The organism is Gammaproteobacteria bacterium, from assembly GCA_016705365.1.
GTDB lineage: Bacteria > Pseudomonadota > Gammaproteobacteria > Pseudomonadales > UBA5518 > UBA5518.
Genome location: JADIYI010000005.1, coordinates 51,503 through 71,190, shown reverse-complemented (window position 1 = coordinate 71,190; position 19,688 = coordinate 51,503). Strand labels below are relative to the sequence as shown.

Genomic DNA, 19,688 nt, shown 5'->3' with positions numbered 1-19,688 from the left:
TACGGCCCGGATCGGTCACCGGACGGTGAGCACCCCTCGAATGGCGCGCAAGTATAAAGGGCGCACCGGCCGCGTGCCACCGGAAACATCACCGATTATTGATCTGGTCATGGCTTTCAGGATGGTTGTGGCCAGTTCCAGTTCACTGCCTCGGGAGCCGGGTACACCGCGTAGTGCACGCCGGCGACGTGCTCCAGCACCCGCTGTACCTGGCAGGCGTAGCCGAACTCGTTGTCATACCAGAGGTACAGGATCGCATGGTTGCCGCTGACGATCGTCGCCTGGGCGTCGTGGATGCAGGCGGAGCGCGAACCCACGAAATCCGATGACACGACCTCGGGAGACGCGGTGTAGTCGATCTGCCTGTTCAGCGGCGAATGCAGCGATGCCCAGCGCATGAACTCGTTCACCTCGACCACGGAGGTCTCGCGCGACAGCGTGAGGTGCAGGATTGCCATCGAGACGTCCGGCACCGGGACACGGATGGCATTGCCGGTAAGTTTTCCGGCCATCGACGGCAGCACCTTGGCTATCGCACTGGCCGCTCCGGTCTCGGTGAGCACCATGTTCAGGGCGGCGCTGCGTCCACGACGGTTTTTCGGGTGGAAATTGTCGATCAGGTTCTGGTCGTTGGTATAGGCATGCACGGTTTCGACATGACCGGAGACAATTCCGAACTGCTCGTCGATGGCCTTGAGCGCGGGCACGATCGCGTTGGTGGTGCACGATGCCGCGGTGATGATGCGGTCGGATTCCGTGATCGTGTCGTGATTCACGCCGTAGACAATATTCTTCAGCGCGCCCTTGCCCGGAGCGGTCAGGATGACCTTGGCGACGCCCTTCGATTGCAGGTGCCGGGAAAGCCCCTGCTCGTCACGCCACTTGCCGGTATTGTCGATCACGATCGCATCGTTGATGCCATGGGCGGTGTAGTCGATGTTCTCGGGTGCATCGGCATGGATGAGCTTGACCTCGTTGCCGTTGGCGATGAACGAGTTGCGCTCGTCGTCGACCCGGATCGTGCCCTTGAACGAACCATGGATCGAATCGCGGCGCAGCAGCGCGGCGCGCTTGGCAAGGTCATCGCTGCTCGAGCGACGCACCACCACCGCGCGCAGGCGCAGCACGTCGCCACCCCCCGCTTTTTCGATCAGCAGCCGGGCCATCAGCCGGCCGATCCGGCCAAAGCCGTACAGCACCACGTCGCGTGGTTGCGTCACCGGCTTCGCCTTGCTGCCAACCAGCCCGGCAAGCTGCGTCGCGAGATACTGGGCAGGTGACAATCCGGCGGCCTGCGGCCCGGCGTGGTAGGCAACGGTCAGACGCCCGATATCGACATGCCCGGTACCGAGATCCATCGCACCGAGCGCCTCGACCAGCGGCCAGGTATCGAACTCCGACAACTCGTTCTTCTCCACCTGGCGCACGAAACGGTGGGTCTTCATGATATCGAGCACCGATTGCGCCACCAGCGAGCGGCCGTACACATAGACCTTGAGGTTTCGTTCGCGATAGAGCCTCCCCACCACCGGGATCATCGCCTCCGCAAGCGCTTCGCGCTGCTTCCAGTCGGCAAAGTAGTCTGCTGGTTTCGGCCGCTTGCGCTCGCTCATGTAGGGAACCTCGAAAAATGATCGGTACTACGGCACCCGAAGGCTTCATCGGTACGCCGGTCGCGGCGTATTATGGTCAGTCGCAACTACCACCGCAACAGCGCCATTCACCGTTGACCAGTGCCTGCCATCCGCATGAAACACCGCTTTTTTCGCCTCCCCTGCCGCGCCCCGGCGATCATCTTCGCTGGGGTGGCCTGCTCCCGGGCACCGATGCCCTGGCCCTCGCCATGGCGGCTCGCGCCCATCCCGGCATGGTCGCGGTGGTGAGCGGCGACAGCGCCGCCGCCGAGCGTCTCGAGGACGAGTTGCGCTTTTTCCTCGGCAACGACACCACCAAGCCCGTGTTGCGTCTGCCCGACTGGGAAACACTGCCCTATGACCGCTTCTCACCTCACCAGGACCTGGTCTCGGACCGCCTGCTGGCACTGTCGCGGCTTGCCGATGCGCAGCCCGCGATACTGATCGTACCGATCGCGACCCTGATGCAGCGGGTCGCGCCGCTTGCTTTCGTGAGCGCGGCTGCGCTGGCGCTGCAACCTGGCCAGAACCTGTCGATCGCGCGGCTGCGCACGACCCTCGACCGGGCCGGTTACCGCGTCACGGATACCGTGTTCGAGCACGGCGAATTCGCGGTACGCGGCTCGATCGTCGATCTGTTTCCGATGGGGCTCGATGCCCCGGTGCGCATCGAACTGTTCGACGAGGAGATCGTGACCCTGCGCCGCTTCGATCCGGAAACGCAGCGCTCGCTCGACAGCCTCGATGCACTGCGTCTGCTGCCGGGCCGGGAATTTCCGTTCCATGACGAGGCGATCACCGCGTTTCGTCGCCGCTGGCACGAACGCTTCGACAACGACCACCGCCTGTGCCCCGACTACCAGGACATCTGCCAGGGCATCGCACCGGGCGGCATCGAGTATTACCTGCCGCTGTTCTTCGAGGCCACCGCCACGCTGTTCGACTACCTCGCCGGGGAAACGCTGTTGTGTGTCGAGGATACGGTGCGCGAGCAAACCGACCGCGTCTGGCAATCGGTGCGCGATCGCCACGAGAGCCTCGGCTCGGACATCACCCGCCCGCTGCTCGGACCCGCCGAGATATATCTGCCACCCGATGGGTTGCGTCGCGAACTGAAGCGATTCACCCGCATCGGCTTTTCCGCCGGCCCGCAGCCCGAGCGCGCCGGAGCGGGAAATTTTTCGGTGTCACCGCTCCCCGAGGCGCCGGGTCGTGCCGTGCAGGAACCGCTGGCGCGGGTGACGCAAATCCTCGGCCTCGATGTGCCACGCATCCTGTTCTGCGCCGATTCGCCGGGGCGGCGCGAGATGCTGCACGAGTTGCTGACGCGAGCCGGCGCCACCGTGCAGCCGCTCGATAGCTGGGACGCATTCATCGGCGGCAGCGCACGTTGCGCCCTGGTCATCGCGCCGCTTGGCGATGGTTTCGTGCTGGACGATCCGGCACTGGCGGTGGTGGCGGAATCCGCGCTGTTCGGGAGACGCGTGCTGCAGCGCCGGCGTCGGGCGCGCGCGGGAGAGTCCTGGGAGGCCTCGATCCGCAATCTCTCGGAGCTCAACGTCGGCGTGCCGGTGGTGCATATCGAGCACGGTGTCGGGCGCTACCTCGGACTGCAGGCGCTCGATGTGGACGGGCAGCGCGCCGAATTCCTCTGCATCGAATATGCCGAGGGAGCGAAGCTGTTCGTGCCGGTGACGGCGCTCGACATGGTGAATCGCTACTCGGGCATCGATACCGAGCAGGTACCACTGGCTCGCCTCGGCAGCGACCTGTGGCAACGCGCGCGACGCAAGGCCGAGGAAAAGATCCGCGATGTCGCCGCCGAACTGCTCGAGATCCATGCGCGACGCGAATCGCGCCCCGGCCATGCCTTCACCCATCCCGGGATCGCCTATGAAAATTTCGCCGCCTCGTTTCCGTTCGAGGAAACAGCCGATCAGCTCGGCGCGATCGATGCGGTGCTGGAGGATATGTGTGCGCCGCGGGCGATGGACCGGCTGATCTGCGGTGATGTGGGTTTCGGCAAGACCGAGGTCGCCATGCGCGCCGCCTTCGTCGCCGTCCACGGTGGCAAGCAGATCGCGGTACTGGTGCCCACCACCTTGCTGGCGCAACAGCATTTCGAGACTTTTTCCGACCGCTTCGCGGAATTGCCGGTCACCATCGAAACACTGTCGCGATTCAAATCGGGCAGCGAGCAGAAAGCCATACTCCAGCGCGTCGCCCGGGGCGAGATCGACATCGTGATCGGCACCCACAGCCTGCTGCAGGCCGACGTCGCCTATCGTGATCTCGGTTTGCTGGTGATCGACGAGGAACACCGTTTCGGTGTGCGCCAGAAAGAGCAGCTGAAGGCGCTGCGCTCCACGGTCGATATCCTCACACTCACCGCGACACCGATTCCGCGCACGCTCAACATGGCGGTGGCGGGCTTGCGCGATCTGTCGATCATCAGCACCCCGCCGGCGCGACGGCTCGCGGTAAAGACTTTTGTGCAGCGCCAGGACAACAGCCTGGTCAAGGATGCGCTGAGCCGCGAATTGCGCCGCGGCGGCCAGGTGTTCCTGGTCCACAACGAGGTCAAATCGATAGCGCGCCGCGCCGCCGAGCTGAGCGCATTGCTGCCGGAAGCGCGGATTGGCGTTGCCCACGGACAGATGCGCGAGCGCGAACTCGAGCGGGTGATGTCGGACTTCTACCACAAGCGCTTCAACGTGCTGTGCTGCACCACGATCATTGAAACCGGCATCGATGTTCCGAGCGCCAACACCATCGTGATCGAACGCGCCGACAAGTTCGGACTGGCGCAGCTGCACCAGTTGCGCGGCCGGGTCGGACGCTCGCACCATCAGGCCTACGCCTTCCTGCTGACGCCCGATGAACGCTCGATGACGCCCGATGCCCTGAAACGGCTCGACGCATTGGCCGGCACCGAATCCCTCGGCGCCGGGTTCCTGCTCGCCACCCATGACCTCGAGATCCGCGGCGCCGGCGAACTGCTCGGCGAGGAACAGAGCGGCCAGATCCAGGCGATCGGCTACAGCCTGTACATGGAACTGCTGGGGCGCGCGGTCGCCGCGATCCGTGCCGGGCGCATGAGCGATACCGAGCTGGCATTCCGCCCGGCGATCGAGATCAACCTGCGCGTGCCGGCGCTGATTCCCGACGATTACCTGCCGGATGTGCACAATCGCCTGATCATGTACAAGCGGCTCGCCTCCGCCGCCTGCGATGCGGAACTGGACGGCTTGCAGAGCGAAATGATCGACCGCTTCGGAGCGCTCCCCCCGGGCACGCGCAACCTGTTGCGCATCGCGCGCATGCGGGTGCGCTGCCAGGGCCTCGGCGTTGCCCGCATCGAAGCGTCCGCGACGGGCGGCGTGGTGGAGTTCACCGCCGATACCGCGGTCGCCCCATTGACGATCGTGGACCTGGTACAGCACGATCCACGCCGTTACCGTCTCGATGGCGGCACCCGGCTACGCTTTGTCGAGGCGCTCGAGGAGGTATCCACCCGCATCGCTTTCGTGGAGGATCTGATGGATCGCCTGAGCCGACCCGGCACCGGGACCCCGACCCGGACAAGAAAAACATGAGCACGGATTCACGCTCGCTGCGCACGCTCGGATGCGCCCTGACACTGCTCGCGGCAGCGCTCGTCGGCGCCAGCTCGCCAGCACGCGCGCAGGAAGAAGATGGTTCCGGTGCGCCCTGGTTGCAAGTCGAGGTACTCGTGTTCCGGCAGCTCGACAGCTCGCTCGCTGGCGATGAAGCCTGGCCAAGCGCACCCGATCTCGGTTATCCGCAGGACATCCACATCCTCAGTCAACCCGAAGTGCCGGATCAATCGCTCACCGCAGCGTCCGATTCCCCGGAACTCCTTGCACCGGAGCAGCCGTTCGTGCAGCTCGGGCACGGCATGCGCGCGCTCGATGATGCCGCCGCGCGTATTGCCGGCTCCGCGGCCTATCGGCTGCTGGGACAGTTTGCCTGGCGCCAGCCGGCGCCGGCGCGCGGCACTCGCTCCAATATCCTGCTGACCGGCGGTGAAACCTACGCGGACCATTTCGAGCTCGAGGGCTCGATCAGCGTGACACGCTCGCGTTCCCTGCAGGTGGAAACGCGCCTGTGGCTCAATGATTTCACACCCCTGCCGGTTCCGGGCGCGCAATCCGCGGGCGTCGATCTGCCAGCGGTCCCGCAGCCGGTAGCGGATCTGCTCGAACCCGAATCGATCGAGCAGATCGCCACCGCGGCGCTACGCGCCACGCGCTCCGTACTGCTGGCCGAGACGCGCCGGGTACGGCTCGGCGAAGTGCACTACATCGATCACCCGTTGTTTGCGGTGCTGTTGAAACTCCAACCCTATGATCCCGCCGCGCAACCCGTAGCAACGGAGTCAACCCCGGCTCCCTGAGCCCGCGAGCATCCGCGCAGCCCGCTCGAGCAGGCGCGCGATCCGCTGCGCACACCCCGCCGCCTCACTCTGGATCTGCTGCAGGGAGATCGGCTGCGCTTGCAGCCCGGCCGCACGGTTCACAACCATCGCGAGACACGCATAGGACAAACCGAGTTCGCGCGCCAGTACCGCCTCCGGCATCCCGGTCATGCCCACCAGATCACACCCGTCGCGCCGCATCCTGGCGATTTCCGCGGCGGTTTCCAGGCGCGGCCCCTGGGTGCAGCCATAGACTCCGCGCGCCTGCACGCGGATATCCGCGCCTTCGGCCGCTCGCTCCAGCAGCGAACGCAGGCCGCGATCGTAGGGATCGGCAAACTCCTGATGGTGCAGCGCCAGCGGTGCGCCATCGAAAAAACTGCTGTCGCGCCCGCTGGTGTAGTCGATGAGCTGCAGCGGCAGCCAGAGGGTGCCCGCCGCGGCACTCGCCTCGATTCCGCCCACCGCGGCGAGACCGATCACATCGGTGGCGCCGAGATCGGCCAGCGCCTGCAGGTTGGCGCGGTAGTTGATGCGATGTGGCGCCAATGCATGGGGTTCGCCGTGCCGCGCGAGGTACAAGGCGGGCAGCCCGGCGAGCGTTCCGATGTGTATCGGCGCCGATGGCTGACCCCAGGAGGTCGGCGAATTCGCCTCGTCATCCTGCGTGAAACCGTCAATACCGCTGATTCCGCTGCCGCCGATGATCGCCAGTTTGCGCGTACCTGTCATGCCTTGGACTCTCCTGTTCTGCAATTCGCGTAAGGCTCCCGCCCGGTAAATCGAGGAAGGGCTGGACACACCCGGTCAACGTGGTATTTTGGCCCATGAACAGGTTCTGGCAAATGAGGGCTGGTCATGGCTAGCAGCAAACCCATCATCGGCAACTGGTACCAGAATGCCGAAGTCGGCAGTGTGTTCGAAGTCGTCGCCTTTGACGAGGAAGAGGAGACTGTCGAGATCCAGCACCTCGATGGCGAAGTCGAGGAGTACGACCTCGACACCTGGAAAGAAATGAACCTGGCCGGCATCGCACCGCCTGAAGACTGGCGCAGCGGCTTCGAGCTGAGCCAGGAGGATTCTGCCGACCCCGATGATACGCAGCGACCGGAAGACTGGTCGGGCGCACTGAACCAGATCGAGCCCGAGGAGATCGGCATCGATGACGACTGGAGCGAATGAGTGTCACAGACGCCGGCATCGCGTTTGAGCGGCACTCCTGTGGCCCGTCCGTTCGCGGAGCGCGATCGCGGCACTGAAACCTTTCCCTGAGCGTCACGCCTGGCAGCGACCGGCAGCGAACGGCAACGAGCACGCCGTCGATCACCGCGCTGCGGCTGCGCCAGAGTACCCGATCTCCTTCCGGGCACCGCCAGCACCAGCGGTCTCGACAATCCCGCGACGGTATGTGATCGGAGGGGAAACTGGTATCGACTCGTCCGCCAGTTTCGACGACCGCGGCAATGACACGGCTTGCGATCGAACGGATACTGTATATAATTACAGCTCATCACTGCCCCGGGATACCATCGATGAGCAAGCTGACCGATCGTCAGAACCAGGTACTGGAATTGATCCGCGGTTACATCGACAACACCGGTTATCCGCCAACCCGGGCCGATATCGCACGCGAACTGGGTTTCCGTTCACCGAATGCCGCCGAGGAACACCTGCGTGCGCTCGAACGCAAGGGCATGATCGAAATGACCGCCGGCGCCTCGCGCGGGATCCGTCTCAGCGGCGAATCCGGAATTCCGGTGGTCGGCCGGGTCGCTGCCGGCAGTCCCGTCCTGGCAAGCGAACACATCGAGCAGCACGTGCAGGTTCCGCCGGCACTGTTCTCGCCGCGTGCCGATTATTTCCTGCGCGTATCCGGAATGAGCATGAAGGATGCGGGCATCATCGACGGCGACCTGCTGGCGGTGCATCGCACCACCGAGGCACGCCAGGACCAGATCGTGGTCGCGCGCATCGATGACGAGGTGACGGTAAAGCGCCTGCACCGCACCCGCGAGCGCCATATCGTGGAATTGTTGCCGGAAAACGCGGATTTCGCACCGCTGCGCATCGATATGCGCGAGCACGATTTCACGCTCGAGGGTATCAGTGTCGGGGTGCTCAGGCTCGACACCTGAGCGCGGCGGGCCAGGGGAGCCGGCGCGGCAGAACCGGACGCAGACTTCTAGTGCAGGATGTGATCCGCGTCGTCCGCGCCGCCGACAAAATCGAGCTCCGCATCGCCGCCGGCCATCTGCGCCGCGGCCTGGATACCCGCCTGGATCATTGCCTTGGCGATTTCCAGACGCGCATCCGCGAGATACTGCCTCGATTCATCGGAGAACCGGATATTCACCAGCGGCCCGCCTTCACCACCGGCACGTTGCAGCACGAATTCGCCATTGGCGATTTCGACGATTTCAAGCAGAGATGCCGCCAAATCGGCCTCCTCCATCGTATGACGGGCCGCGACCATCGCGACCCGAACCGCGGTTCTACGCTTCCTTGCTGACCACCCATTTTCCGTCGCGGAAATAGGCGCGCCAGCCCGTTGCCTTGCCCTCGTGTTCACTCATCACGAACTGGCTGTGCATCTTGCGGCTGTAGCGCACCTGAACCGGATTCCCGTCCGGATCACGCGTCGGCGCATCGAGCAGATACGCGTACTTGGGGTCGATCAGATCGCGCACCGACTGCAATTCCTCGACCAGCGGAGCGCGCGTCTCGCGGTTCTTCGGAAAACGGCTGGCTGCGAGAAACAAGCCTGCGGCCCCGTCGCGCAGCACGTAAAAATCATCCACCTTGAGGCAGCGCAGATGCTCCATCGGCACCGGCGGCATCTTCGGCGGCGCCGCCTGGCCATTGCGCAGCAATTTGCGCGTGTTCTTGCAATCGCTGGCGGTACAGCCAAAGTACTTGCCGAAGCGTCCGGTCTTCAGTTGCATGTCCTGGCCGCATTTGTCGCACGGGATCAGCGGGCCGTCGTAACCCTTGAGCTTGAAGCGTCCCTCCTCGACCTCGTGGCCCTGGCAGTCGGGGTTGTTGCCGCAGACATGAAGTTTGTGCTGGGCATCAACCAGGTAGCTGTCCATCGCCGTGCCACAAATAGCGCAGCGATGGCGCGTGCGCAGCACCTTGGATTCGGCCTCCTCGTCTTCCTCGGCCTCGTCGTGCACCACTTCGTCGCCGTGGACCAGGTTGATCGTGGCCTTGCACCGCTCGGCAGGCGGCAGCGCATAGCCGGAACAGCCGAGAAACACCCCGGTACTCCCGGTCCTGATCTGCATGGGCCGTGAACAGCTCGGGCACTCGATCCTGGTTTCCACCGGCACATTGCCGCGCATCCCGCCGTCCGCTGCCTTGGCCGCGGCGAGGCGGGTGGAGAAATCGGCGTAGAAATCATCCAGCACCTTGATCCAGTCGCGCTCGCCGGAGGCAATCTGGTCGAGGAAGCCCTCCATGCCGGCGGTAAAGCCGTAGTCCATCAGGTCCTCGAATTTCTCGGTCAGCCGGTCACTGACGATATCGCCGAGCTTTTCGGCATAGAGACGCCGGCTTTCGAGCCGGGCGTAGCCGCGATCCTGAATGGTGGAGATGATCGCGGCGTAGGTCGAAGGACGACCGATGCCGCGTTTCTCGAGTTCGCGTACCAGCGTCGCTTCGGTATAGCGCGGCGGTGCCTTGGTGAAGTGCTGGCTCGGCAATAATTCCTGGAGTCGCAACCCGGCGCCAACCGGCACGTCCGGCAGTTCAATGTCCTCGTCCTTGCGCTGCCCCGCCGGCAGCACCCGCAGAAAGCCATCGAACTTCAGAATCCGGCCTCGGGCACGCAGTTCGAAGTCTCCGGCTGCGACATCGATCACCGAGCCGAGGTAGTCGGCCGCAGGCATCTGGCAGGCCACGAACTGCCGCCAGATCAGTTCGTAGACGCGCACCGCGTCGCGCTCCACACCGTCGATGGCCTCGGGTGCCAACCGCACGTTCGAGGGACGTATTGCCTCGTGCGCTTCCTGTGCACCCGCCTTGCTCGAATAGACATTGGGGCTCTCGGGCACATAGCGTGCGCCGTGCTTCTCGCCGATGAACTCGCGCACCCCGGCCACTGCATCGGCGCTCAGATTGGTGGAATCGGTACGCATGTAGGTGATGAATCCCGCTTCGTACAGGCGCTGCGCCATCATCATTGTTTTCTTGACGCTGAACCCGAGACGGGTACTGGCCGCCTGCTGCAGCGTCGAGGTGATGAAGGGCGCGGAGGGCCGGGTACGCGTGGGCTTGTCTTCGCGCGCCTTGACCACGAAGCGCGCCTTGCGCAACGCCTCTACCGCGCGCTCGGCGTCCTCGCGGTTGCCGGGACGGAAATTCTGCTCGCCCTCGCGGCGCACCTCGAGTCGCAGCGGCTGATCCGCGTCACTCAGCACAGCGGCGTGCAGCTCCCAGAATTCCTCGGGGATGAACGCCCGTATTTCGCGCTCGCGATCGACCAGCAAGCGCACCGCCACCGATTGCACCCGCCCCGCCGACAGACCGCGCGCCACTTTCTCCCACAGCAGCGGCGAGAGCATATAACCGACCACCCGGTCGAGAAAACGGCGTGCCTGCTGGGCGTTGACCCGGTCCATGTCGAGGGCACCCGGTTCGGCGAAGGCTTCCTTGATCGCCGATTGCGTGATCTCGTTGAAGACTACCCGGCGATACTTTCCCGGGTCGCCGCCGATGGCCTCGCGCAGATGCCAGGCGATCGCCTCCCCCTCGCGATCGAGGTCGGTCGCGAGATAGATCGTGTCGGCGCTGCTTGCCGCCTTGCGTAACTCGGCGACGACTTTTTCCTTGCCCGGCAGGATCTGGTAATTGGCCCTCCAGCCATGTTCCGGGTCCACGCCCATGCGATTGACCAGTTGTTCGCGGGCCTTTTTTTCCCGATGGCGCGCTTTCTGCGCATCCCCCATCTTGCGGGTCGCGGCGGCGCTCCTGGCACGCGCTGCCGGATCGGTGGTCTTGGCGCTGCCGCTGGTCGGGAGGTCACGGATATGTCCGATGCTCGATTTCACGACATAGTCGCGGCCGAGATACTTGTTGATGGTTTTCGCCTTCGCCGGCGACTCCACGATGACCAGTGCCTTGCCCATGTTGGTGCTTGATTTCCAGATTTTGTGCGACGGGAGGGATCCAAAAGAGGCGCCATATATAAGGGCTGCCTCCCGCAGGGTCAAGTGCGACCCTGGGCCGGGGACGATCGGTTGCCTCCCCCGAGACATGCTTCGCGCAACGTCACGAGAGCGGCGGCAAGACGCTCCACCTCGTGCTCCGCACCGCGCTCATCCCAGCGTGCGGCAAGACCATCGGCCACCGCCGTGAGTTCCGTCACACCGGCGGGAAGGTCGCCAAGAATCCCGATCAGCTGCTCTTGCTCCAAGCCGGGAGGCGCCTGCGCGCGCCAGCCGCCGGACGGCTCGAGCACGGCCTGAAAGCGCAGCTCGCGCGCCTGTTCGAGTTGCTCCAGTCGCCATGACAGCACATATACCACCAGGTTGGGCGAGATCTGTCCGCCAGGTGTCGCGGGTGCCACCCGCACCCGCAGACCCCTGGCTGTCGCGGCGGCGCGCAGCCGCGCCAGCTGCGCCTGGCGTGGCGAGGGTCGCATACCGAGCGCAGCACCGAACACGAACAGGAAAGTCAGGCCTGCGACCAGCACAAATGTACTCACGCCTTCTCCCGAGCGGGAACTGCCTGCGGCACGCCGAGGCGCATTTGCGGCAACGATGGATTTTCGGCTATGTTAGCGGAAAGCGTTCGCCGGACGTCAATCGAAAGGGAGTCATGGGCCATGAGCGGATATCGACACATATTGCTGGGGCTGGATCTGAGCGGTGAATCGCAGCAGGTGGTGGCGCGTGCCGTGGCGCTGCGCGATGCCTTTGGCTCCACGCTCAGCGTGATACACGTGATCGAACCGCTCAGCTTTGCCTACGGCGGTGACATCCCGATGGATTTCTCGGGAATCCAGGAAGAAATCCACAAACAGGCGCGCGCGCACATGAGCGCTCTCTGCGACCCGCTCAATATTCCGCAGGGCAATCGTCACCTGGTAGTGGGCAGACCCGAGACCGAAATCCATCACGTGGCCGAGGAAATCGGCGCCGACCTGATCGTGGTCGGAAGTCATGGGCGTCACGGGTTGTCGCTGTTGATGGGGTCCACCGCCAATGGCGTGTTGCACGGTGCGCGCCGTGACGTGCTGGCAGTGCGCGTGAACGCACCGGAGAAGTGAAGCAGGGTAAGCGCTGATGGTGGGCAGTCTGCGGTTTGGGCTGCTTTTTTCATTTTTGCTGCTGCTGCAGGCACAGGCAGTGGTGGCGGATACGCTCGAGGCACAACGCGCCCAGTACCGGAGCGCCTTCACCGCCCTGACGCGGGGCGACGCGAAACCACTCGAGCGTCATCGTGCCTCCCTGCAGGGCTATCCGCTCTACCCTTATCTCGAACTGGAGGAACTGCGCCGGCGCATCTCCTCCGCCTCCCCCGGCGAGATCGACCGGTTTCTCGCCCGCCATGCCGGACAACTGCCTGCCTCCCGGCTACGCGCGGCGTGGCTGCAAGTGTTGCAGTCACAGCAGCGCTGGGACGACTACCTGCACTACTATGTCGATGATCCGGCCAATATCGAGCGCCGCTGTGTACAGGCCTGGGCGCTGCTGCAGACCGGCCAGAGCGCCGCGGCACAGCAACGGATTTCCGCGTTGTGGCTCAGTCCGCGTTCGTTGCCGAAGAGCTGCGACGCGCTGTTCCAGGCCTGGTACAAGCGCGGCAACCCCGGCTCCGCAATGGCATGGCAGCGCTTCAACCTCGCGATGGGAGCGGGTGAATACCAGGTCGCACGCTACCTGACGCGCTTCATGGATGCGGCGCATACCGCCGATGCCACGCTCTATCTGCAGATCAAGGACAATCCGGCGCTGGTGGGCAACACGCAGCGTTTCAGGCGCGGCAATCCGCGGCACTCGCAGATCGTGGAGTTTGGCCTGCTGAAACTTGCCGGGTCCAATACCGTCAGCGCCCGGCGCAATTTCGAAAGCTACGCCCGCAGTGGCGTGCTCGACACCGAATCGATGCGCAACGTCGCACCGCGCATCGCCGCCAACATGGCCTCGAACTCGGGGCGCGAGGCCCTGGAGTGGATACTCGGACTGGAACCGGCCGCACGCAGCGATGCGCTGAGCGAGGACGCCGTGCGCTACGCGCTGCGTGGCAGCGGCTGGGAGCCGGTGATGTCCGCGCTGCAGATACTGCCGCCCGCGCTGGTCACGGAACAGCGCTGGGAATACTGGAGCGCGCGCGCCAGGGAAGCCGGCAACACACTCTCTGCGAGCGAAGAGATCAGCAACAGTTATCACCGCGTGCGCGCGACACGCAGCTACTATGGCTTCCTCGCCGCCGACCGGCTCGGCATGCCCTACGAAATGCAGCATGTTCCGGTACCGGTCAGCGACGAGCTGCTTGCCGCGACCGGACGCAACCCCGGAATCAGTCGCGCGCGTGAATTCTTCCTGATCGGAAACGGTCCCGAATCCCGCCGCGAATGGCAGCACACGATTCTCGCCATGCCGCTCGCGGAGCGCCTGGCGGCGGCCAAGCTCGCCGACCAGTGGGGCTGGCACCAGCTGGCGATCACCACGCTCGCCTCGGTGCAGAACTGGGACGACCTGGAGCTGCGCTTTCCGATCCTGTTCAGCAAACAGTTCGACGGCGCCGCACGCGGTCAGGGCATGGACAATGCCTGGCTGTACGCGATCGCGCGCCAGGAAAGCGCGATGAACGCCACCGTGAAATCGCCGGCTGGCGCTCTCGGGCTGATGCAGGTGATGCCCGCTACCGCGCAGCTTACCGCGCGGCGCGCAGGTATCCGTTACCGCGGCAGCTCGGACCTGCTGGATCCGTCCACCAACGTGACCATCGGCAGCCGCTACATGCGCATGATGCTGGATGACTTCCAGCAGAACCGGATTCTGGCCGCGGCAGCCTACAATGCGGGCCCGGGGCGTGTGCGCCAATGGCTGCGCCGCCTGCCGGACAAGGTGGAGCACGATCGCTTCGTCGAAACCATCCCGTTTCGCGAGACCCGGCAGTATGTGCAGAATGTGCTCTCGTTCGCGGTGGTCTACGCTTACCTGCAGGGTCGCAGCACGCCGCTGGTACAACCGGGCGAACAGCTGATCCGCAATCCCTATTTCGTGCAGACGGCACTGGCCGAGTAAATTCCACATGCCTGACAAGGCGATTCTGCTCGCGCGACAACCGATCTACGATGCCTCGATGAATGTCGTGGCATTCGAGTTGTTGCACCGTTCGCTGCATGCCGATCACTCGAACATCGGCGATGGCGACGAGGCATCCTCGCGGGTACTGCTCACTGCGTTCGGGGCGGTGGGCATCATGCAGGTGACCGAAGGAAAACCCGCGTTCATCAATTTCACCCACCACCTGATCATCAACCCGCCGCCCCTGGATCCACGCCACCTGATCGTGGAGGTGCTCGAGGATGTACAGGTCACGCCCGCGATCCTGGCCGGGCTCGGCCGGCTGCGTGACCAGGGATTTCGCATCGCGCTCGATGATTTCCAGCACCATCCCTCGCTCGAGCCACTGGTGGAACTCGCCGATATCGTGAAGCTGGATGTGCTGGAGCTGGGCGAGGTGCAGTTGCGCGCGGAAGTCCGCCAGCTGAGAAACTACCCGCTGCGACTGCTGGCCGAGAAGATCGAGACCTGGGAGATGTTCAATCACTGCGTCGACCTCGGTTTCAGCTATTTCCAGGGTTATTTCCTCGCCCGCCCGCAGCTTCTGCACGGCGACCGGAGCAGCGTGGCACGCCACGCGATCATCGGCCTGATGGCACAGCTGGCGCGTCCGGAAATCGATTTCGATTCGCTGGCGGTGACCATATCATCCGATCCGATGCTCGGTTTCAATCTGATCAAGCTGGTCAATTCGCCGCTCTACCGGCGCGCCCTGCCGATCGAATCGTTGCGCGAGGCGATCGTCCGTCTCGGGCTCGAGCGCGTGCGCGGGTGGTGTTATCTGCTGGTGCTGGCCAACATCGCCGGCAAACCGCGCGAACTCACCCGTATCGCGATGGCACGGGCGCGCTTCTGCGAGCTGCTTGGGGCACGCCACGAACCCGCTGCGGCACCACGCTATTTCATGCTGGGAATCCTGTCCGCCCTGGATGCCTTTCTCGACCGGGAAATGAGCGAGCTGCTGTCCGGAATGGGACTGAGCGATACGATGTGCGCCGCCCTGCTCGAGCACGGCGGCGACATGGGCATGGTGCTCGCGGCAACGCTCGCCTTCGAGACCGCGGCCTGGGAACAGGTGCCGTGGCAAGCGCTCGAACGTCTGGGTTCGGACCAGGTGAGCGTCGAACAGGCATACCTCGACAGCCTGCAATGGGTCGGCGAAACGCTGGCGGCGCTCGAGCAGTCCTGAGGCGGCTAACCCGCGAGCAGATCGAGCACCATTTGCGCATCGAACGGCCACCCCAGTTCACGTTCGCCTCGCGGGTCGCGAAGTACCGGGATGCGCGTCGCGTAGCGCTCGAGCAGCGCCTCGTCATCGGCGATATCGATCCGCCGCAACACCCAGCCGCGCTCGACCGTGAGTGGTGCCGCGAGCGCCTCGGCCTGTTCGCAGAGATGGCATCCGGCGGTGTGGTAGAGCAACAGCACCCTTGCCTCAGAGGTCATAGCCACGCTCGTTGTGAAGCACGATATCCAGCCCTTCGGTTTCTTCCTCGACGCTGACCCGCAGACTCACCAGCATCCCGGTGAGGCGCAGCAGTCCCCAGGTCAGCAATGCCGTGTAAAGACCCACCGCGAGGATGCCGCCGATCTGCACCAGGAGCTGGTGACCGATCGATACACCCTCGGCAAGGCCCTGGCCGCTGAACACACCGAGTTCGCTGCTGGCGAAGACGCCGACGGCAAGCGTGCCGAGTATCCCCCCCACGCCATGCACCGGAAACACGTCGAGGGAATCATCGATCTTCAGGGTACGCTTCAACGTCAGGGTCGCGAAAAAGCACACCAGTCCGGCGGTCGTGCCAATGACCAGGGCGGCGGCAGGCCCCACGAAACCCGAGGCCGGTGTGATGGTTCCAAGGCCAGCCACCATTCCCGTCACCACACCCAGCGCGCTCGGCTTGCCAAACTTGAGCCATTCGACGCACATCCAGGTGAAAGCGCCTGCCGCGGCGGAAAGATGCGTGACCAGCATCGCCATGCCGGCATCGCCATTGGCCGCCAGCGCGCTGCCCGCGTTGAAACCAAACCAGCCGACCCACAGCATGCCGGCACCGGTCACGGTCATGGTCATGTTGTGCGGCGGCATCGCGGTCTGCCCGAATCCGTTGCGGTTGCCGATGACCAGCGCCGCAACCAGTGCCGCCACGCCCGCGGTGATATGCACCACCGTGCCCCCGGCGAAATCGAGCAGTCCCATCTGCTGCAGCCAGCCACCTCCCCAAACCCAATGCGTGACCGGTGCATAGACCAGCAGCAGCCACAGCGCGGAAAAGATCATGACCGCCGAAAAACGCATCCGCTCGGCAAAACTCCCGATGATCAGCGCCGGGGTGATGATCGCGAAGGTCATCTGGAACATCACGAATACAGACTCGGGCAGGCTGCCATTGAGCGAGGATTCACTGATCCCGGCCAGGAACACTCGCTGGAAACCTCCGAACCAGGCATTGCCCTCGCCGAACGCGATGCTGAAACCCAGCGCATACCAGAGAATCGACACCATGCAGGCAATGGAGAAACACTGCATCAGTATCGTCAGCACGTTCTTGGAGCGGACCAGTCCGCCATAAAACAGTGCCAGCCCGGGCAGTGTCATGAACAGCACCAGTGCCGTGGAACTCAGAATCCAGGCGGAGTTTGCCGCATCGGGCGCGCCACCATCGGCATAAAGGGGCCTGGCGCCGGTCGCGAGAGCGATGAAGGCCATGGACAAAATGGCACCGACTGGCCTGGATCGCAGCATGAGTCTCTCCTGTCCCGAATTCAATAATTGCATCAATACCGTGCACGACTTCGAGGCTACGCACCATGTTGGCGCGCATCGGCACGGCGTTATCACGCCAATACCGCGAATTGCCCCGAAACTGTTCGTTGCTCAGCAAATAGCGTACCGCCCGGCTGCGCGCTGCTCCACGCTGGCGCACGATGCAACAATCGGGTCGCCATCCGCGCGCCGCCCGGTATCATGGCTGCAGAATTACCCGAGAGGCTCCATCAAACATGAACCTGCGCGCCGACTGCGACGATTACCGGCGGATCGAAGCTGCACTGGATTTCCTGCAGACACACCGGCGGGAACAACCGGAACTGCCGACGCTGGCCCACGAACTCGGGTTGAGCGAATTTCAGACCCAGCGGCTGTTCACGCGCTGGGCGGGGGTCAGTCCCAAGCGATTCCTGCAATTCCTGGGCAAGCAACACGCGCGGCAACTGCTGCTGGAGCAACGCCCGATACTGGAAGTCGCCGACGAACTCGGGCTGTCCGGTGGCGGGCGTCTGCACGACCTGGTCGTCAACACCTGGGCAGTGACGCCGGGAGAACTCGCCCGCAGTGGGTCCGGGCTGCAGATCCGCTACGGCTTTCCGCCCACGCCGTTCGGAGAATGCCTGCTCGGGTTTACGCCGCGCGGCATTTGTCATCTCGCCTTCGCGCACGAACACGATCACGACGCCATGCTGCAAGCGCTGCGCGCGGAATGGCCCAATGCGAGCCTGGCCGCGCACGAACACGAAAGCGCGGCGCTTGCGGGCCGGATATTCGGCGGCTTGCCAAGCGACGGCAAACCGCTTGCGCTGCTGCTGCGCGGGACCAATTTTCAATTGCAGGTATGGGAGGCTTTATTGCGCATACCCGAAGGACGACTGTGCACCTACGGCGACATTGCCACGGCAATCGGCAAGCCACGCGCCGCGCGCGCGGTCGGCCAGGCGGTCGGTCGCAATGCCATCGCCTACCTGGTCCCCTGTCACCGCGTGATCCGCGGCATGGGAGAATTCGGCGGATACCGCTGGGGGCGAACCCGCAAACTGGCGATGCTCGGGCGGGAAGCGGCTGCACTCAGTCCGGAAACCGCAGATCCTCGCGCTTGCCAGCTGCCGCCACGGAGCGCATGAGGTCATCGGCGCTCAACATGCCGGCGTTCCAGTTCGCGATATAACGCAGGCCTTCCTCGACGCTGTGATCGCGCCCGTAGAGCAACACTTCCTTGGTGCCGCGAATCGCCAGCGGCGAGTGCGAGGCGATGGTGCGAGCAATGGTCATGACTTCCCCGAGCATCTGTTCGCGATCGGCGTAGACGCGATTCACGAGGCCGCTTTGCTGCGCCTCGTCGGCATTCATGCGCCGCCCGGTGTAGGCGAGTTCGCGCATCAGACCGTCGCCGATCAGGCGTGGCAGACGCTGCAAGGTGCCGACATCGGCCACCATCCCGAGTTCGATTTCCTTGATCGAGAAATACGCATCCCGGGTGCAATAGCGCATATCGCAGCAACTTACCATGTCGACGCCGCCGCCGATGCAGGTGTGCTGGATCGCCGCCAGCACGGGCTTGCGGCATCGCTCGATCGCGCCGAGGTTGGCCTGCAGCCGCTCTATGGTGTTTCGCCGCTGCTCGGCGCGACGCGCTGCCTCGAGTTGCTGGTCATCGAGCGCGGCAAACATCTGCAGATCGATTCCGGCGCAGAAGTGCTTGCCGCGCGCCGCCAGCACCACCACCCGCACTGCGCTCTCGCTGTCGCACCAGCGAAAGCAGGCATCGAGATCGGACCACATCGCGGCGCTCATCGAGTTGGCCTTGGCGGGCCGATTCAGTTCGACCAGCGCGACGCACTCGTCCAGCGTGAGCACCAGGGTTTCGAATTGCGGACTGTCCATGCACATGCTTCCGTTTGCAGAATAATGAGGGTTGCTCAGGCTTGCGGCCAGGGGCGGAAATGCGCCTCGAGCGGCAATTCCTCCGGCGGCTTCGGCGGACCCTCCGGGGTGCCGAGATACAGAAAGCCGAGCACACGCTCGTTCTCCGCCAGGCCCAGTTCGGCACGCAGTTCGGCCGTATAGCTGATCTCGCCGGTACGCCAGATGGCGCCAAAGCCTTCGGCGTGCGCTGCCAGCAGCATGTATCCGGCGGCACAGGCGAGCGAGTGCAACTGTTCGATCTCGGGTACTTTCGGATGCGCCCCGAGATGCGCCACCAGCACGACCAGCAGCGGCGCGCGCAGCGGATTGGCCCGCAGCCTGTCCAGCGCCTGCGGCGCGGTATCCGGCGCATGACGCTGCATTGCTCTCGCCAGCGCGGCGCCAAGACGGGCACGCCCCTCGCCCTCCACGACCAGGAACCGCCAGGGTCTCAGGTGCCCGTGATCCGGGGCCCGCAGCGCGGCACGGAAAATGCGCTCGCGCGCCTCACCCAGCGGCGCAGGTTCGACGAGACGGCTGGCGGAACTGCGGCTGAGCAGGGCGGTGAGCGCATCCATGGCAAGGTCTTGATGGCGGGAAGTGGAGGTACTGTGCCAAGCAGCCCCGCACATTGCAACGGCTGT

17 protein-coding genes are annotated in these 19,688 nt (G+C 64.5%); 8 read left to right on the top strand and 9 right to left on the bottom strand.

The window, feature by feature from the left end:
- Nucleotides 1-116: 116 nt before the first annotated feature.
- Complete coding sequence (locus IPF49_04050) at nucleotides 117-1,613, bottom strand: glyceraldehyde-3-phosphate dehydrogenase (protein MBK6286813.1); 1,497 nt, start codon at nucleotides 1,611-1,613, stop codon at nucleotides 117-119.
- A gap of 17 nt (nucleotides 1,614-1,630) precedes the next feature.
- Here IPF49_04050 and mfd point away from each other — a divergent pair, with 17 nt between their 5' ends.
- Nucleotides 1,631-5,230: a transcription-repair coupling factor gene (gene mfd / locus IPF49_04045; protein ID MBK6286812.1), complete on the top strand. Its 3,600-nt coding sequence runs from the start codon at nucleotides 1,631-1,633 to the stop codon at nucleotides 5,228-5,230.
- A complete protein-coding gene (locus IPF49_04040) occupies nucleotides 5,227-6,051 on the top strand; it encodes a hypothetical protein (GenBank protein MBK6286811.1) in 825 nt (274 codons plus the stop codon). The genes mfd and IPF49_04040 overlap by 4 nt, the downstream gene beginning before the upstream one ends.
- On the opposite strand, the gene IPF49_04035 is transcribed toward IPF49_04040, so the two are convergent.
- Entirely contained in the window at nucleotides 6,034-6,804 is a 771-nt protein-coding gene (locus IPF49_04035) for an S-methyl-5'-thioinosine phosphorylase (GenBank protein MBK6286810.1), read from the bottom strand. The genes IPF49_04040 and IPF49_04035 overlap by 18 nt on opposite strands.
- A 126-nt stretch (nucleotides 6,805-6,930) precedes the next feature.
- On the opposite strand from IPF49_04035, the gene IPF49_04030 reads away from it, so the two are divergent.
- On the top strand, nucleotides 6,931-7,254 hold the full coding sequence (locus tag IPF49_04030) for a hypothetical protein (GenBank protein MBK6286809.1): 324 nt from the start codon (nucleotides 6,931-6,933) through the stop codon (nucleotides 7,252-7,254).
- 350 nt (nucleotides 7,255-7,604) lie between these two features.
- Nucleotides 7,605-8,207, top strand: coding sequence for a transcriptional repressor LexA (gene lexA / locus IPF49_04025; GenBank protein MBK6286808.1), 603 nt, complete (start codon nucleotides 7,605-7,607; stop codon nucleotides 8,205-8,207).
- A gap of 47 nt (nucleotides 8,208-8,254) precedes the next feature.
- Here lexA and IPF49_04020 read toward each other — a convergent pair whose 3' ends face one another.
- The 3 genes from IPF49_04020 to IPF49_04010 form a co-directional block, all read right to left on the bottom strand.
- Complete coding sequence (locus IPF49_04020) at nucleotides 8,255-8,509, bottom strand: hypothetical protein (protein ID MBK6286807.1); 255 nt, start codon at nucleotides 8,507-8,509, stop codon at nucleotides 8,255-8,257.
- Between the two features lie 55 nt (nucleotides 8,510-8,564).
- Nucleotides 8,565-11,198: a type I DNA topoisomerase gene (gene topA, locus IPF49_04015; GenBank protein ID MBK6286806.1), complete on the bottom strand. Its 2,634-nt coding sequence runs from the start codon at nucleotides 11,196-11,198 to the stop codon at nucleotides 8,565-8,567.
- A gap of 80 nt (nucleotides 11,199-11,278) precedes the next feature.
- On the bottom strand, nucleotides 11,279-11,776 hold the full coding sequence (locus IPF49_04010; GenBank protein MBK6286805.1) for a hypothetical protein: 498 nt from the start codon (nucleotides 11,774-11,776) through the stop codon (nucleotides 11,279-11,281).
- 120 nt (nucleotides 11,777-11,896) lie between these two features.
- Between IPF49_04010 and IPF49_04005 the strand changes: the two genes are divergently transcribed.
- The 3 genes from IPF49_04005 to IPF49_03995 are packed head-to-tail and all read left to right on the top strand — an operon-like array spanning nucleotide 11,897 to nucleotide 15,555.
- Complete coding sequence (locus IPF49_04005; GenBank protein ID MBK6286804.1) at nucleotides 11,897-12,340, top strand: universal stress protein; 444 nt, start codon at nucleotides 11,897-11,899, stop codon at nucleotides 12,338-12,340.
- A gap of 16 nt (nucleotides 12,341-12,356) precedes the next feature.
- A complete protein-coding gene (locus tag IPF49_04000; protein ID MBK6286803.1) occupies nucleotides 12,357-14,324 on the top strand; it encodes a transglycosylase SLT domain-containing protein in 1,968 nt (655 codons plus the stop codon).
- Between the two features lie 7 nt (nucleotides 14,325-14,331).
- Nucleotides 14,332-15,555, top strand: a complete 1,224-nt coding sequence (locus IPF49_03995) for an HDOD domain-containing protein (GenBank protein ID MBK6286802.1) — start codon at nucleotides 14,332-14,334, stop codon at nucleotides 15,553-15,555.
- 5 nt (nucleotides 15,556-15,560) lie between these two features.
- Here the strand turns inward: IPF49_03995 and IPF49_03990 are convergent, their stop codons facing one another.
- Together IPF49_03990 and IPF49_03985 are read right to left on the bottom strand one after the other, a co-directional pair.
- Nucleotides 15,561-15,812, bottom strand: coding sequence for a glutaredoxin family protein (locus IPF49_03990; protein ID MBK6286801.1), 252 nt, complete (start codon nucleotides 15,810-15,812; stop codon nucleotides 15,561-15,563).
- Nucleotides 15,802-17,076, bottom strand: a complete 1,275-nt coding sequence (locus tag IPF49_03985; GenBank protein ID MBK6286800.1) for an ammonium transporter — start codon at nucleotides 17,074-17,076, stop codon at nucleotides 15,802-15,804. Before IPF49_03985 ends, IPF49_03990 begins: the two co-directional genes overlap by 11 nt.
- Before the next feature lie 293 nt (nucleotides 17,077-17,369).
- Between IPF49_03985 and IPF49_03980 the strand changes: the two genes are divergently transcribed.
- Nucleotides 17,370-18,263, top strand: coding sequence for a methylated-DNA--[protein]-cysteine S-methyltransferase (locus IPF49_03980; protein ID MBK6286799.1), 894 nt, complete (start codon nucleotides 17,370-17,372; stop codon nucleotides 18,261-18,263).
- Here the strand turns inward: IPF49_03980 and IPF49_03975 are convergent.
- Together IPF49_03975 and IPF49_03970 are read right to left on the bottom strand one after the other, a co-directional pair.
- On the bottom strand, nucleotides 18,208-19,023 hold the full coding sequence (locus tag IPF49_03975; GenBank protein MBK6286798.1) for a crotonase/enoyl-CoA hydratase family protein: 816 nt from the start codon (nucleotides 19,021-19,023) through the stop codon (nucleotides 18,208-18,210). The two genes, IPF49_03980 and IPF49_03975, sit on opposite strands and share 56 nt — an antisense overlap.
- 35 nt (nucleotides 19,024-19,058) lie before the next feature.
- The gene (locus tag IPF49_03970) at nucleotides 19,059-19,622 is read right to left on the bottom strand and encodes a nitroreductase family protein (protein MBK6286797.1); all 564 of its coding nucleotides are present in this window, start codon (nucleotides 19,620-19,622) and stop codon (nucleotides 19,059-19,061) included.
- Between the last annotated feature and the right edge of the window lie 66 nt (nucleotides 19,623-19,688).

What these genes read in the sequence shown, in the direction of transcription:
- IPF49_04050 (MBK6286813.1), bottom strand. Translation starts at nt 1,613, where the DNA reads ATGAGCGAGCGCAAGCGGCCGAAACCAGCAGACTACTTTGCCGACTGG.
- mfd (MBK6286812.1), top strand. Translation starts at nt 1,631, where the DNA reads ATGATCGGTACTACGGCACCCGAAGGCTTCATCGGTACGCCGGTCGCG.
- IPF49_04040 (MBK6286811.1), top strand. Translation starts at nt 5,227, where the DNA reads ATGAGCACGGATTCACGCTCGCTGCGCACGCTCGGATGCGCCCTGACA.
- IPF49_04035 (MBK6286810.1), bottom strand. Translation starts at nt 6,804, where the DNA reads ATGACAGGTACGCGCAAACTGGCGATCATCGGCGGCAGCGGAATCAGC.
- IPF49_04030 (MBK6286809.1), top strand. Translation starts at nt 6,931, where the DNA reads ATGGCTAGCAGCAAACCCATCATCGGCAACTGGTACCAGAATGCCGAA.
- lexA (MBK6286808.1), top strand. Translation starts at nt 7,605, where the DNA reads ATGAGCAAGCTGACCGATCGTCAGAACCAGGTACTGGAATTGATCCGC.
- topA (MBK6286806.1), bottom strand. Translation starts at nt 11,198, where the DNA reads ATGGGCAAGGCACTGGTCATCGTGGAGTCGCCGGCGAAGGCGAAAACC.
- IPF49_04005 (MBK6286804.1), top strand. Translation starts at nt 11,897, where the DNA reads ATGAGCGGATATCGACACATATTGCTGGGGCTGGATCTGAGCGGTGAA.
- IPF49_04000 (MBK6286803.1), top strand. Translation starts at nt 12,357, where the DNA reads ATGGTGGGCAGTCTGCGGTTTGGGCTGCTTTTTTCATTTTTGCTGCTG.
- IPF49_03995 (MBK6286802.1), top strand. Translation starts at nt 14,332, where the DNA reads ATGCCTGACAAGGCGATTCTGCTCGCGCGACAACCGATCTACGATGCC.
- IPF49_03990 (MBK6286801.1), bottom strand. Translation starts at nt 15,812, where the DNA reads ATGACCTCTGAGGCAAGGGTGCTGTTGCTCTACCACACCGCCGGATGC.
- IPF49_03985 (MBK6286800.1), bottom strand. Translation starts at nt 17,076, where the DNA reads ATGGCCTTCATCGCTCTCGCGACCGGCGCCAGGCCCCTTTATGCCGAT.
- IPF49_03980 (MBK6286799.1), top strand. Translation starts at nt 17,370, where the DNA reads ATGAACCTGCGCGCCGACTGCGACGATTACCGGCGGATCGAAGCTGCA.
- IPF49_03975 (MBK6286798.1), bottom strand. Translation starts at nt 19,023, where the DNA reads ATGGACAGTCCGCAATTCGAAACCCTGGTGCTCACGCTGGACGAGTGC.
- IPF49_03970 (MBK6286797.1), bottom strand. Translation starts at nt 19,622, where the DNA reads ATGGATGCGCTCACCGCCCTGCTCAGCCGCAGTTCCGCCAGCCGTCTC.